The organism is Streptomyces sp. NPDC050619, assembly GCF_040654815.1.
In the GTDB taxonomy this organism is placed as follows: Bacteria; Actinomycetota; Actinomycetes; order Streptomycetales; family Streptomycetaceae; genus Streptomyces.
On sequence record NZ_JBFAIR010000033.1, the window covers coordinates 77,778 to 90,785 of the forward strand.

A 13,008-nucleotide genomic window follows, 5' to 3' on the forward strand; every position below is an offset into this window, starting at 1 on the left:
TGGGGGGACCCAGCGGCCCGTCGGCTCCCGCTCGGCTCGTTACGAGTCGAGCGCGAGCCGGTCATCGGCGTAGATCTTCGCCGCGTACAGCTGGGACGACGTGTAGTCGTGGGCTTCCACCGCCGCCTTGACCAGATCCGGCTCCCCGCTCGCCACAGCGTCGACGATGCGCGCGTGGATCGCGAGACGCTCGTACAGGTACTGCCGAAGGTTGTGCGTCAGCATGACGTGCTTCAGATGCGATGCGATCGCGTCGAGCAGGCTGAGGTAGAGCGTTCGCAGGACGTCGTTCCGGCAGCAGGCGGCGATCTGACGGTGCAGTTCCCAGTCGGCCCGGAAGAACTCCTCCGGTTCGTCGATCAGCCGCGACATGCTCAGGACGTGCGCGCGGAGGTCGTTCAGGGCGGGCGGCGTCATGTGCTGGGCCGCGTCGAGCACAAGGGGAAGTTCGAGTGCCTGCCGGGTGGCCGCGATGTCTCGGAGGGGCGTCGATTCAGAGGTCACGGCAAGCACGGTTTCCCCGAACGGCAACAAGTGCTCGAGGTTTTCGGTGACTTCTTCTTCGACCTCCGGCCCGTCGAGCACCTTGCGCATCAACACGGTCAGCGCGGCAGCTTCTTCGTGGGAAAGGCGCGAGCCGAAGTGTGTCTGCACCGATGTGTGGTGCACCGCCAGCACCCTGAGGAAGACGTCCTGCCCGTGCTCGGTCAGGACCACGTCCAGGTTCCGCCGATCGTGTTCCGAGGGCCGACGTTCGACCAGCCCCTCCTCCTCCATCCTCTTCGCCAGCCTGCTGACACCGCTCTGACTGAACCGCGAGCGCTGCAGCAGCTCGTTCTGGGAAAGGGTGCCACCGGCCTCCGTCAGCCTGGTGATCACGGAATACCACTCGAGCGGAATCCCGGCGATCTCATCGAGATCGCGAGAGATATTGCGCACGACCTGCGCGCTGGCATCCCGGACCACCTCCCACGCCCTCAGCCGCGTGCTGTCCAGATCACGTCGCGCCCTGCCCTTCCCTGAAAACATATGCGAGAGCATACACTCGGGTGGGCCTGGATTGACGTGTTCTTCGACCCATGGATGCTTGCAACTTCATAGGTTGCATCGTCGGCCGGAACCGGCAGCGGTATCTCGAGGCCGAACGGTGGTCGCTGTGGACGCGCACGCGCCAGTCGAGCGCCGTACCCCCAGCCCAGCGCCGAGCTTGCTGCAGGTGCGCCTGCTTACATTGCGGGCGCCTGACGCCCACGAGGCCATCGCCGCGCTGACCGACGCCCCTCCGACGTCCTGGCCGATCATCGGCGGAATGAGTGCCGGCGGCGGTCTGGCCGCCGGCATCGCGCTGCTGGCGCGTGACCGCGGTGGACCGGCGCTGCTCGGGCGGATGCTGCTGACGCCGATGCTCGACGACCGCGATGACACCGGATCGGCGTGGCAGATGGCCGGTTGCGGCATCTGGGACCGGGCCGCCAATGGCACCGGATGGCGGGCGCTGCTCGGCGAGCGGCAGGGCGCTCCCGACGTGTCGCCGTACGCTGCCCCGGCGCGGGCGAGTGACCTGTCGGGGCTGCCGCCCACGCTGCTGGACGTGGGGTCGGCGGAGACGTTCCGCGACGAGGCCAGCACCTACGCGTCGAGGATCTGGCAGGTCGGTGGCAATGCGGAGCTGCACGTGTGGCCGGGCGGCTATGACGGGGCGGCGGCACCGCGAGCGGGCATTTCCCGCGGGACGATCCAGGCGCGGAACGACTGGCTCAAGCGCCTGCTGGAAGTCTGACCCGGACGCTGGGGCGGCATGGCAGCGGATCCTCGCCCATCACACGTGACTACTTCTGCTCCTGCGTGCTCAGATCATGAGGTGCCGGTCTGCAAGCCCGCGATGAGTCCGTCGAGTATCCGCAACTGGCGGGTGGGTGTGGTCAGGCGGGCCGCGAAGATCGCGTTGATCTGGAGCCCCATCAACGTCGCCATCACAAGGTCCAAGAACGCATCGAGATCGCAGGACGGGTTGATCTCTCCGGCTTCAGCCGCAGTGCGCAGATACGAGAGCATCTGATCGCGCCAGCGAGATATTGCCTGGTCGTAGACGTCGATCAGTTCCTCATCGGCTACCGCGTAGTTCCAGAAGCCGATGACAACGCGGGCCTCGTTGAGACGCTCGTCGTCCAGAGGCATGATCTCGATGCAGAACCTGCGGAACGCGTTCACGCCGTTGGCGCCGACGATGGTGCGGGCGGCCCGCTGCTCGGTGGCTGCGTTGGCGCGCTCCAGCGCGGCCCGCAGAATCGCTGCTTTGGTGGGAAAGTATCGTGCTAGCGCACCGTTGGTGAACCCCGCTTCGGCGGCGAGATCCCGCATGTTCAGCGCCGCGAATCCTCGCCGCGCGACAAGGCGCCATACAGCTTCGATGATCTCTTTACGCCGCGCGTCGTGGTCCACGATCTTGGGCATGGTGACACCTTACCAACGGGTAGACGGCTGCATGCTGGTGGCTGTGGTCGGCACGGTGCGGCCAGACCGAGACCTCACGGCGGATAAGTCTCGGGGGTGTGTACATGGCGCCCCCTTCCCAGCAACTCGGTAAGGGGTTACATTGGGATTATTAATCTACAACTGTAGATGATAGGTGACGACCTCATAGGACAAAGCGTGCCTGATCTCGAGCCAGACGAATTCCGCCGCCAGGGCCACCAGTTGGTCGACTGGGTCGCCCAGTACCGCGCCTCGCTCCCCTCCCTGCACGTGCAGCCGAAGGTCTCACCGGGCTCCGTAAAGGCTCAGCTTCCTCGCGAACTGCCTGAGCAGCCGTCCGAGGCGCTGGGCGATGATCTCGTTGCCCTGCTCAACGACGTGATCGTTCCCTCGTCGCTCCACTGGCAGCACCCAGGCTTCTTCGGCTACTTCCCGGCGAACGCGTCACTGCTGTCGCTCCTTGGTGACATCGCATCGGGCGGCATCGGCGCGCAGGGAATGCTCTGGTCGACATCGCCGGCCGGGACGGAGATCGAGCAGGTCCTGCTCGACGGCCTGGCGGACGCGCTGGGCCTTGGTCACGAGTTCACTTTCGCCGGCGGCGGAGGCGGTTCGCTGCAGGATTCGGCCTCGTCGGCATCTTTGGCAGCGCTGCTGGCCGCGCTGCAGCGCAGCAACCCGGACTGGCGCGAACATGGCGTGGACGGCACCGAGACCGTGTACGTCACTGCCGAGACCCACTCGTCACTGGCCAAGGCCGTGCGTGTGGCCGGGCTCGGCGCGCGAGCGTTGCGGATCGTCCCTTTCACGCAGGGCACGCTGTCCATGTCGGCGGATGCCCTGGCAGACATGCTGGCCAAGGACGCAGCCGCCGGAAAGAGGCCGGTCATGGTCTGTCCGACCGTGGGAACAACCGGCACGGGTGCCATCGACCCCGTCAGAGACGTCGCCCTGGCAGCGCGCGAGTATGAGGCGTGGGTGCACGTCGACGCCGCGTGGGCAGGAGTCGCGGCGTTGTGTCCCGAATTCCGCTGGCTCCTGGACGGCGTGAACCTTGTCGACTCGTTCTGCACCGACGCACACAAGTGGTTCTACACCGCCTTCGACGCCTCGTTCATGTGGGTGAGGGATGCCCAAGCGCTGCCGACAGCGCTGTCCATCACGCCGGAGTACCTGCGTAACGCCGCGACGGAATCGGGCGAAGTCATCGATTACCGCGACTGGCAGGTTCCGCTGGGCCGTCGTATGCGTGCGTTGAAGATCTGGTCGGTGGTGCACGGCGCCGGACTGGAAGGCCTGCGCGAAAGCATCCGCGGCCACGTCACCATGGCCGACTCCCTGGCCGGCAGGATCAAGAGCGAGCCGGGCTTCGCCCTGGCCGCCCCGCCGTCACTGGCACTCGTATGTCTGTACCTCGTCGACCGGGACGGTCGCCCTGACGACGCCGCCACCAAGGCGGCAATGGAGGCGGTCAACGCCGAAGGGCATTCCTTCCTCACGCACACATCGGTCAACGGTCACTTCGCGATTCGCGTCGCTATCGGCGCGACGACGACGCTGCCTGACCACATCGACACCCTGTGGCACTCGCTTCGCACAGCCGCTCGCCAGAGCGGTGGGTGACGTAACCATCGGCACTGTCGGGCCGAGCGGTTGGCCGCAGCCGCATGTGCGGGCGGCCAACCACCCGCTGTTCCCGTACGTCGGAAATCCGGCGAGGAAGAGCGTCGCATCCCGCTTCGTCCCGACGGCCTGGAGGCGCTACTCCGTGGGTGGGCAGCGGCAAACGCATCGCGTCGCGGTCGAGCCACAGACGCCGAGCGCGCCTGAGGCGGACCGGACCGATGGGCTCCCGGCCGTGGAGGAAGCGGCTGAGGGCCGATCAGACGGCGGCCGGGACGAGGACCATGTCCACGATGCGGTGGGCGATCTTCCAGTGCCCGTTCTCGGCCCGGTAGTGGTCGGTCAGTTCGACGATGTGCCCGCCGTTCGCGACCGGGTAGGGCGCGGGGCCCTCATCGATCGAGGTGGGTCCGCCGTACACGACCCCACAGACGGTTCCCTGGGCGGTCGCGTCTTTGATGCTGTGGAAGTGCTGGTTGGTGACGAGGTGGCGCACGGTCAGTTCGGGCCCGGGGCGCGCGTTGAGCACCTCCAGGATTTCGGCATGGCCGCGCAGCTTGCGTCCGTTGACCTGGTACACGGCGTCGGGAGCGAAGAGTTGGAGCAGCTCGTCGTATGCGCGGCGGTCGTAGTGGTGGAAGTAGGCGGTGTTGAGCCGGGCCAGCGACCAGGCCGCGGCGTTCTCGGGGGTCATGCCGTCGTCGCCCTTTTTGGGGCGAAGGTGTCGGGGCTGGTACGGGTCTTGAGGACGAAGTCGAACTCCGTGGTCCGGTAGGGGCCCGGGAAACCGGCTTCGGCTATGTCCTGGGAGTCCTCGTGCAGGGCGGTGTCTGCCTGGAGGGCGGGATGGGCGATCTTCGCGCCGACCAGGTCGACGGGGATTACGGGGTCTCCCTTGAAGTAGATCTCGCCGTACCAGGGGGTGGTCAGATCGGGGTGGTGGACCTCGAAGTGAATGTGGGCCGGGCGGTAGAGGCTGCGGCCGAGGGCTGCGGCGACCTCGGGGATTCCGTCAATCGCCGCGACCTGGCGGTCGGTGTAGGGGATGGGGGTGACGGTGGTGAAGGTGTAGCGGCCGTCGTCGTCGGTGAACAGGTGCCCGCGCAGGTTGTGCTTGGGCACTCCGTCGTCGTACTGCCCGGAGTAGTTGCCGTTGTTGGCCGCGTGGTAGATCTCCATCCTGGCGTCGGCAAGCGGGCGGCCGTGGCCGTCCAGGACGCGGCCGGAGGCGGTCAGCGGGGTTCCGGGTTCGTCGGGTCGCATCGGCAGGGTGCCGGGGTTGCCGATGGGCGGGGAGCCGGGGATGTAGGTGGGGCTGTCGACGTCGTCGGAGGGGGTGTAGCCGTCCCGGCCGTCCTGGAAGAGCTCGCTGTACAGCGGCATGGCCATCAGCGCCAGCGGGCCGCCGGTGACCGCCTGGATCTTCTGCAGCACGTCGGCGCCCGCTTTGAGGTCGTCGAAGGTCAGCCCCTCTTCGTCGCGGAGGCGGATCAGGGCGTCCTTGAACGCCTCGACGAGGCGTACCGCGCGGGGGTTGATCAGTGCCGGGTCGACGTAGGACGGGTCGGTGATGGTGGTCATGGGGGGTCTGCTCCTCGCAAGGGTGGGGGATGGTGCTTGAGGGGGCATGAGCCGGCCGTAGACGTGAGCGGAGCGGTGGGGCGCGGATGGACACGTCTGTGGCGCTGTTCATGCGGCCGGTCCTGCCGGGACGCCGAGTTCCTTGCGGATGGCGGGGGCGACCTCGGTGGCGAGGAGTTCTATGGACGCGTGAACCATCGGGGCGGGCATGCCGCCGAAGTCCACCTGGCCGAGGTACCGGTCGAGGCCGAACAGCGCGTGCTTGGTGAGGATCTTGTCGATGATCTCCTGGGGGCTGCCGGCCACCAGTGCCCCGAACGGCCCGGAGTTGGCGTCGAAGTCGGCGCGTGAGATGTGGAAGCCGCGGCCGGTGGGTGGCTTGGGGCGGACGTATTCGCGGTAATGGGGGAAAAGGTCGTCGCGCGCGCCCTGGGAGGTCCTCCCGACGTAGAAGTGGCTGGAGATGCCGAGTTCGAGCCGTTCGGAGGGATGGCCGGCGGCGGTGCCGACAGCACGGTAGTGCTCGACGACCGGACGGACGCGGCGGAGGTCGCCGCCGATGAGGCCGAGGACCATGGGCAGGCCGAGGCGCCCGGCACGTTCCACGCTGGACGGGGTGCCGCCCACCCCGAGCCACAGCGGCAGCTTCTCCTGCCGCGGCCGCGGCGGGACGGACAAGTCCTCCATCGCCGGACGGAATCGACCGTTCCAGGTGACGTGATCGGGGTCTTCGCGGATGGCGAGCAGCAACCGCAGCTTCTCCGCGAACACCTCGTCGTAGTCGTCGAGGCCGACGCCGAAAAAAGGCGGAACGCCTCGGTGAAGGCGCTGCGACCGGCGATGATCTCGGCGCGGCCGTCGCTGAGCAGGTCGAGGGAGGCGAAGTCCTGGTGGAGGCGGACCGGATCGACGGTGGACAGCACGGACACGGCGCTGGCCAGGCGGATACGGCTGGTGGCCTGGGCGATCGCGGCCAGCGGGACAGCGGGGTTGGCGACGGCGAAGTCCCAGCTGTGGTGCTCGCCGAGGCCGAAGACGTCCAGGCCGGCCCGGTCGGCGGCGACGGCGTAGGACACGATCTCGCGGGTGCGGCGCCCCGGGTCATGCAGCGCCTTCGTGGTGGGGTCGGTCTGCAGGTCGGACAGGGAGAGGATGCCCAGTTCCACGGTCGTCTCCGGCGGGCGGGGAGGCGGTCAGAAGGCGTGAGGCCCGAACCGGCCCCACATGATGACCGCCGCGACGATGAGCAGGATCGCGTTGAAGCCGATGGCCTGGGGTTCCTTGCGGCGGGCATGGACACCCATGGCCAGGACCATGATCACGGCCAGGCCGGTGGCGGCCAGGGGCGTGAGCACAGCGGCAATGTCGAAGGCACCCGGCAGGATCAGCCCGAGGGCGCCCGCGAGTTCGGCGGTACCGATGAGACGCACCACAGGGGTCGAGACGTCACTGACCCACGGGAGCTGGGGTATGAGCTTTTCGCGGGGCCGGGTGGTCTTGGTGATGCCGGCTGCCGCGAACAGCGCGGCCAGGACGGCTTGCAGGATCCACAGGAACACGTTCATCGGAGCGGAAACCTTTACTTTGGTCGCGCTGCGGCGGGGGACGCCGCATCGGATCAGGGGTCAACGACGGGTGGGGATGGGTGGAGCCGACGCGGCGTCAGACGGTGAAGACGCGCTCTACTTCGTCGCGCTGCGTGTGCAGATCCCAGTAGAGGGGGGCGATCTCCTCGGCCGTGGCCGTCGGCGCTCCGGGAGGGCCGCCCGCGCCGATCCATACGCCGATGGCGACGTGCGCGGCCTGGATGTCGGTGTCGGCCAGCTCCTTGTGCAGGTTGATCACCCAGTTGCGCAGCGCGGCCTGGGCGGCGTTGACGTTGCCGAGCATCGGGATGGGGTCGAGCGAGCCGGCGCCGCTGGTGTAGAGCAGGGTGCCCGTGCCGGCCTCGCGCATCGCGGGCAGCACGGCCCGGGTGGCGGCGATGGCGCCGTAGAGCAGGAAGTCCATCTCCCGCTGCACATCGGAGGGGCTGGTCCGGGACGGGGTGGTGAGGGTCATGGAGGTGACCGTCCCGGCCGGGGAGTACTCCAGGACGTCGATGCCGCCGAAGTGCGTGGCGGCGTCCTTGAGTGCCTGGGTGAGCGCGTCGTGGTCGAGTACGTCCGCGGGGAACGCGACGGCGGTGATGCCGTCGGCGGCGAGCTCGCCCGCCAGTATGTCGAGCTTGGCGCGGTTGCGGGCGATGAGAGCGACGTCGAAGCCGCGGGTGCCGAAGGTGCGGGCGATGGCGGCGCCCATTCCGGGGCCGGCTCCGACGATGGCGATGCTGGGCACAGTGAATCCTTCTCGGTCAAGGCTGTTGGGAAAGGGGTGGGTCAGGCGACGGTGAGGGCGATCTTGCCGACGGTGCCGGCGCCGAACGCGGCGAATGCCTCGGGGGCCCGCTCAAGGTCGTAGACGGAGGTCACCGACACCTTCAGGGCACCCGCGGCGACTTGTCCGGCGAGCGTGGACAGGGTGTCGGCGCTCGGGTCGGACCGGATCATGGCGGTCTGGAGCTTGCGGTGCTCCGGGGCGTCGGGGACGCCCAGGGCGGAGGCGACGGCGCCGCCGTCGCGCGCGAGCACGGTCAGTTCGGCCATGTCGCCCGCCAGGTGCAGCACCGCGTCCACTCCGTCCGGGGAGATGGCCCGGACCTGCGCGCTCACGTCCAGGGTGTAGTCGATGACAGTCACCTCGGCATCGGTCAGTGCCGCGACGAAGTCGGCCTGGGAACCCGGCTTGGCCGTGGCGATCACGCGCGCGCCCCGGGCCGCGGCCAGTTGTACCGCGATGGCGCCCACACCGCCGGTGGCACCCGAGATCAGCACCGTCCTGCCCTCCAGGGGGCCGAGCAGGGCGAGACCGTCGAAGGCGGCGGTGCCCGCCAGCCCGAGCGCGCCCGCGTCACGCACCGAGACCCGCTCGGGCCGGTGGGCGATGCCGATGGCGGCGGGGACGGCGACGTACTGCGCCATCGAACCGGTACCGAGGTGTGCCTTGGTCACCACACCGAACACGGCGTCGCCGGCGGTGAAGCCCTCGACACCCTCGCCGACCTCCTCGACGGTGCCGGCGAAGTCCTTGCCCGGGATCAGCGGGAAGCGGTGCTCCATCATGCCTTGCAGGTGTCCGGCCACCGTGCCGAGGTCGAACCCGTTCACCGAGGACGCGGCCACCTTCACCAGCAGCTCACCGGCCTCCGGGCGGGGTGTCTCCACCTCGGTCACCTGAACAGTGCCCGGCACCCGCGGCAGTGTCACGGCTCGCATGGTCATCAACTCCTGACAGTCCGATCAACAAATCGACCCAACAATCTGAGACGGCCCTTCCGGTTCCCTGATGTGGAACGGCCTTTCCAGTTCCGTCTCGGCAGCGTAACACCAAAACTGGAAGGGCCCTTCCGATTCGTTAGACTGCGTGCCATGAACCCTGGCGCTCAGAACACCGACGACACCGCTTCCCCGCTCCTGCGCAGTGACGCCGAGCGCAACCGCGCGCGGGTCGTCACCGCCGCGCGCAGGGTGTTCGGGCGCGACGGCCTGGGCGCCTCCATGTCATCCGTGGCCCGCGAGGCGGAGGTGGGCATCGCCACCCTCTTCCGCCGCTTCCCCACGAAGGGTGAACTGGTCGACGCCGTCTTCTCCGACCGCATGGACGCCTACGCCGATGCGGTCGCCGTCGCCCTCGACGACCCCGACCCCTGGAACGGGCTCGCCGGGTTCATCGAGACCGTCTGCGCGATGCAGGCCGCGGACTACGGCTTCGCCGACGTGCTGACCATGACCTTCCCCACCGCCAAGGCCCTGGAGAAACGCCGCAACGAGGCGTACGAGGCGATGGTGCAGCTCATCGACCGAGCCAAGACCGCCGGCCGTCTGCGCGAAGACTTCACCCCCGAGGATCTGGTACTGATCCACATGGCCAACGCCGGCGTCGTCAATGCCACCGGCGCCGCCGCCCCCGACGCCTGGCGCCGCGTCGTCGCCATGTTGCTCCAGTCCTTCCAGGCCCCCGCCCGCGGCCCGCTGCCCGACTCACCCGAACCTCGTGCCCTCTACAAGGCCATGCTCCGCGCCGGCCCGCCATGCTCCACCTCACCGGACCCGCGGAAGAAGAGCTGATCTCGCGGCCGGCCTACGCCCGAAGGCAACGGCGATGGCGCCGGTCAGGTCCCCTCCCCTCGGTCGATGCGGATGATGCCCGGAGGCTGCCTGGGGGACAGGTGCGTCGGAGTTCTCAGCCGTCGTCGTCGGCGAGTTCGTCCTCGCTGTGGGCGATCCGCCACAGAAGTACGGCGACGGCGGCGCGTTGACGTCCACCCGGCTTCGTGACCGAGTATCCGAGCTGGGTCGCGAGCCAGACCAGGCGTTCCTGGAGAGTCGAGTGGTGTACGTGGAGGCCGGTCGCCGCTCGCCGCGGGCTGGCATGGTCGAGTTCCGCCTGGAGGGTGTCGATCACCCAGGGACGGGTGCCGAGAATGCGGTCCAGGCGGCGTACTTCGGCGATGGCCGCCGCCTCCGGCGGCGTGGTCCGCTTGGCGAGGACGGCGAGGGCTCCCAGGTTGTCATACGCCACCAGGGACGGGCCGGGGCCGTTCACCCGGTCGGTCAGCCGGAGCGCGAGACGGGCTCGTTCCAGGGTCGTCGGCAGGTGCGCCGACTCCTGGGCGATCGCTGTCCCGGCCCGCAGGTCCGGGGGCGGGACCGGTGTACCGGCGACCAGGGCGACCGCGTGCCGACCGACCCGGGTGGGGTGAGGCACCAGTGGTCCGGGGGAGGCGATGGCGATGACCGTCACCTCGCCGGTGAGCCCCAGCCGCTTGACGGCGTCGCGCCGGTCGCCCGCTCCAGCCAGACCCACGAGTCGGGCCGACCCGCCTCCCGTGGGCCCCGGTCCTCGACGGGGCTGAGAGTCATCACAGTGATGTCCGGCGCGCCCTCAGGCCCGGATGCCTGGCGCTCCTCCACCCGCACCCGGCCGCCTGGTCGGCCATCGCTCTCTCCTTTGGGAACGGCGGGGGAGGTGGGTGCACTCCACTCTCGGATGCCGGTGCTCGCCGGGATACCCGCAGATGGCGGGAAGGGGCGCTCCGCAGGTTCCGCAGCTCGACTGAGCCATGGAGGCCGGGTGCTGGGTCTCTGATCGAGAAAGCCGCCCCTCAAGAGCTCCGATGTATAGCATCGGCCCCCACGGATGGTGACCTTTCACGCTTGAACGTGTCCCAGAACTCCTCATTTATTTTTGCGTTTTGGGTCAATCTCGTCTCACCTGTAGACGTGAGCGCCGTCATGCTCCTATAAATCCATCCGATGTCTTCTATGGGGCGGCGACGCGGAGCACGGGCGCCATGTCGGCGTTCCGCTCCTGACGCCCTGCCCTCCCTCCCCTCACACATGGAGCCGCACCATGTCCTCTGCCTCCCTCAGTAGACGCTCTCTGATGAAGGCTGCCGCCCTTGCCGGAGGAGTGGCGGCCTTCGGGCTGCCGCAGGCCCTGTGGCCCTCCGCCGCCGAGGCGTACACGGTCCCCTCGAAGATGGACTGGTGGTACCAGGCCAGGTTCGGGATGTTCATCCACTTCGGGTCCTACTCCTACCTGGGCCACGGTGAGTGGGCGTTCTACAGTGAGAACTGGGCCAAGGCCGACTACCAGAACCAGGTCAGCGAGCCCTTCAACCCGACCTCCTTCAACGCCGCGACCATCGCCGAGCTGGCCAAGAACGCCGGCATGAAGTACCTCGTGATCACCGCCAAGCACCACGAGGGCTACGCGATGTGGAACTCCGACGTGGCGAGCTTCACCGACACCACGGGCACCAAGCAGTACAACCTGCGCGACTACAGTGGCTACCAACCCGACCTGCTCGCGCAGTTGAAGACGGAGTGCGAGAGCCGGGGCGTCAAGTTCGGGCTGTACTACTCGATCATGGACTGGAACCACTCCTCCCAGACCGCCAACCACAGCACCGTCTTCTCCACGATGGCCTCGCAGTCCGCCCGCACCGCCTACATCACCGACATGAAGGCCCAGTTGCAGGAACTGCTGGACCGCTACGACCCGGCCGTGCTGTGGTTCGACGGCGACTGGTGCGGCAACCCGTCCACCCCCACGCTCGACGACTGGTGGATCAAGTCGGACGGCCAGGACCTGTACAACTGGCTGATCAGCCGCAAGCCCGAACTCGTAGTGAACGAGCGGGTCAAGCGCGACCTCGGCCTCGGCGACTTCGCGTGCCCGGAGGAGAAGGTCCCCGCGGCACCGATGGACCGGCCCTGGGAGACCTGCGTCACGATGAACGGCGCCTGGGGCTACAACCAGTCGAAGGAGAGCTCCTACCGGTCCGTCCGTGACCTCCTGAGGGAGTTCGTCACGGTCGTCTCGCGGGACGGCAACTACCTGCTCAACGTCGGTCCCAAGGGCGACGGCACGCTCACCTCGGGCACCGTGAACGTCCTCAACGCTTTCGCCTCCTGGATGAGCACCTACGGTGACAGCGTCTACGGCACCAGCGGCAGCCCCTTCGCCGCCGAACCGTCCTGGGGCAAGGTGACCATGAAGGACGGCAAGCTGTTCGCCCACGTCTTCACCTGGCCCACGGACGGCGTGCTCCGGATCCCGGAGGTCCACAACACCATCAGCCGCGTCTACCTGCTGAGCGCCCCCTCCACCTCGCTCTCCTACACCGTCAGCGGCGGCACCATCAACGTCACCGTGCCGGCCACCGCGCCCAACGCCGACGTCTCGGTGGTCTGCGTCGAGGTCAGCGGCATGCCCGCGGTCCTGCCGGAGGGTGTCTACCGGCTGGTGTCCGCCAACAGCGGCAAGGCCCTGGACAACGGCAACGTCACCACCCAGGGCGGCTCGGTCATCCAGTACACCCAGAACGGCGGCACCCCCCAGCAGTGGAGGCTCACTTACACGGGGCACGGCTACTACAAGCTGGTGTGTGTCCGCAGTGGCAAGGCCCTGGACAATGGCAACGTCGCCACCGAGGGCAGCGCGGTCATCCAGTACACCTCCAACACGGGAACTCCGCAGCAGTGGGCCATCTCCTCGGTGGGCGGCGGACGGTACAAGCTCGTCAACCGCCGCAGCGGCAAGGCTCTGGACAACGGCAACGTCACCACTGAAGGCAGCAAGGTGATCCAGTACACCTCCAACAGCGGCACTCCTCAGCAGTGGACCATGACCAAGATCGGCTGACCGCCGGGCGCCGCTCCTTCGGCGCAACCGTCGGTCGCGCATGCGGAGTTCCGTCCGGACCGGCCGTACCGACGGCTCAAA

At 68.2% G+C, this 13,008-nt stretch carries 12 protein-coding genes and 2 pseudogenes; 4 read left to right on the plus strand and 10 right to left on the minus strand.

What is annotated here, in order from left to right; translation table 11 throughout:
* Positions 1 to 39: 39 nt before the first annotated feature.
* Positions 40 to 1,029 carry an FCD domain-containing protein gene (locus AB0I77_RS39775; protein ID WP_363287696.1) on the minus strand — a complete coding sequence of 330 codons (990 nt, stop codon included), beginning with the start codon at positions 1,027 to 1,029 and terminating at the stop codon, positions 40 to 42.
* A gap of 268 nt (positions 1,030 to 1,297) precedes the next feature.
* On the opposite strand from AB0I77_RS39775, the pseudogene AB0I77_RS39780 reads away from it, so the two are divergent.
* Positions 1,298 to 1,780 (plus strand): annotated as a pseudogene (locus tag AB0I77_RS39780) (alpha/beta hydrolase fold domain-containing protein); the annotation flags it as partial.
* Positions 1,781 to 1,854: 74 nt separating this feature from the next.
* On the opposite strand, the gene AB0I77_RS39785 reads toward AB0I77_RS39780, so the two are convergent.
* Positions 1,855 to 2,454 (minus strand): TetR/AcrR family transcriptional regulator, encoded by a 600-nt coding sequence (locus AB0I77_RS39785; RefSeq protein ID WP_363287697.1) that lies wholly within the window; start codon positions 2,452 to 2,454, stop codon positions 1,855 to 1,857.
* Positions 2,455 to 2,652: 198 nt separating this feature from the next.
* Between AB0I77_RS39785 and AB0I77_RS39790 the strand changes: the two genes are divergently transcribed.
* Positions 2,653 to 4,098 carry an aminotransferase class V-fold PLP-dependent enzyme gene (locus AB0I77_RS39790; protein WP_363287698.1) on the plus strand — a complete coding sequence of 482 codons (1,446 nt, stop codon included), beginning with the start codon at positions 2,653 to 2,655 and terminating at the stop codon, positions 4,096 to 4,098.
* A gap of 259 nt (positions 4,099 to 4,357) precedes the next feature.
* Here the strand turns inward: AB0I77_RS39790 and AB0I77_RS39795 are convergent, their stop codons facing one another.
* The 7 genes and pseudogenes from AB0I77_RS39795 to AB0I77_RS39825 all read right to left on the minus strand — a co-directional run bounded on the left by AB0I77_RS39795 (position 4,358) and on the right by AB0I77_RS39825 (position 8,993).
* Positions 4,358 to 4,792 carry a nuclear transport factor 2 family protein gene (locus AB0I77_RS39795; protein WP_363287699.1) on the minus strand — a complete coding sequence of 145 codons (435 nt, stop codon included), beginning with the start codon at positions 4,790 to 4,792 and terminating at the stop codon, positions 4,358 to 4,360.
* On the minus strand, positions 4,789 to 5,679 hold the full coding sequence (locus tag AB0I77_RS39800) for a hypothetical protein (RefSeq protein WP_363287700.1): 891 nt from the start codon (positions 5,677 to 5,679) through the stop codon (positions 4,789 to 4,791). The genes AB0I77_RS39795 and AB0I77_RS39800 overlap by 4 nt, the downstream gene beginning before the upstream one ends.
* A 108-nt stretch (positions 5,680 to 5,787) precedes the next feature.
* The gene (locus AB0I77_RS39805; RefSeq protein WP_363287701.1) at positions 5,788 to 6,450 is read right to left on the minus strand and encodes an LLM class flavin-dependent oxidoreductase; all 663 of its coding nucleotides are present in this window, start codon (positions 6,448 to 6,450) and stop codon (positions 5,788 to 5,790) included.
* A gap of 74 nt (positions 6,451 to 6,524) precedes the next feature.
* Positions 6,525 to 6,845, minus strand: a pseudogene (locus tag AB0I77_RS39810) (LLM class flavin-dependent oxidoreductase); the annotation flags it as partial.
* 27 nt (positions 6,846 to 6,872) lie between these two features.
* Complete coding sequence (locus AB0I77_RS39815) at positions 6,873 to 7,244, minus strand: DoxX family protein (RefSeq protein ID WP_363287702.1); 372 nt, start codon at positions 7,242 to 7,244, stop codon at positions 6,873 to 6,875.
* A 97-nt stretch (positions 7,245 to 7,341) separates the two neighbouring features.
* On the minus strand, positions 7,342 to 8,016 hold the full coding sequence (locus tag AB0I77_RS39820; RefSeq protein WP_363287703.1) for an SDR family NAD(P)-dependent oxidoreductase: 675 nt from the start codon (positions 8,014 to 8,016) through the stop codon (positions 7,342 to 7,344).
* 41 nt (positions 8,017 to 8,057) lie between these two features.
* Complete coding sequence (locus AB0I77_RS39825) at positions 8,058 to 8,993, minus strand: NADP-dependent oxidoreductase (RefSeq protein WP_363287704.1); 936 nt, start codon at positions 8,991 to 8,993, stop codon at positions 8,058 to 8,060.
* Positions 8,994 to 9,146: 153 nt separating this feature from the next.
* Between AB0I77_RS39825 and AB0I77_RS39830 the strand changes: the two genes are divergently transcribed.
* Positions 9,147 to 9,845 carry a helix-turn-helix domain-containing protein gene (locus AB0I77_RS39830; protein ID WP_363287705.1) on the plus strand — a complete coding sequence of 233 codons (699 nt, stop codon included), beginning with the start codon at positions 9,147 to 9,149 and terminating at the stop codon, positions 9,843 to 9,845.
* 115 nt (positions 9,846 to 9,960) lie between these two features.
* Here the strand turns inward: AB0I77_RS39830 and AB0I77_RS39835 are convergent, their stop codons facing one another.
* Positions 9,961 to 10,584 carry a helix-turn-helix domain-containing protein gene (locus AB0I77_RS39835; RefSeq protein WP_363287706.1) on the minus strand — a complete coding sequence of 208 codons (624 nt, stop codon included), beginning with the start codon at positions 10,582 to 10,584 and terminating at the stop codon, positions 9,961 to 9,963.
* A 546-nt stretch (positions 10,585 to 11,130) separates the two neighbouring features.
* Here AB0I77_RS39835 and AB0I77_RS39840 point away from each other — a divergent pair.
* On the plus strand, positions 11,131 to 12,927 hold the full coding sequence (locus AB0I77_RS39840; protein WP_363287707.1) for an alpha-L-fucosidase: 1,797 nt from the start codon (positions 11,131 to 11,133) through the stop codon (positions 12,925 to 12,927).
* Positions 12,928 to 13,008: the final 81 nt, after the last annotated feature.

Coding starts and splice junctions, on each gene's coding strand:
- AB0I77_RS39830 (WP_363287705.1), top strand. CDS start 9,147: ATGAACCCTGGCGCTCAGAACACCGACGACACCGCTTCCCCGCTCCTG.
- AB0I77_RS39795 (WP_363287699.1), bottom strand. CDS start 4,792: ATGACCCCCGAGAACGCCGCGGCCTGGTCGCTGGCCCGGCTCAACACC.
- AB0I77_RS39840 (WP_363287707.1), top strand. CDS start 11,131: ATGTCCTCTGCCTCCCTCAGTAGACGCTCTCTGATGAAGGCTGCCGCC.
- AB0I77_RS39815 (WP_363287702.1), bottom strand. CDS start 7,244: ATGAACGTGTTCCTGTGGATCCTGCAAGCCGTCCTGGCCGCGCTGTTC.
- AB0I77_RS39825 (WP_363287704.1), bottom strand. CDS start 8,993: ATGCGAGCCGTGACACTGCCGCGGGTGCCGGGCACTGTTCAGGTGACC.
- AB0I77_RS39775 (WP_363287696.1), bottom strand. CDS start 1,029: ATGTTTTCAGGGAAGGGCAGGGCGCGACGTGATCTGGACAGCACGCGG.
- AB0I77_RS39785 (WP_363287697.1), bottom strand. CDS start 2,454: ATGCCCAAGATCGTGGACCACGACGCGCGGCGTAAAGAGATCATCGAA.
- AB0I77_RS39800 (WP_363287700.1), bottom strand. CDS start 5,679: ATGACCACCATCACCGACCCGTCCTACGTCGACCCGGCACTGATCAAC.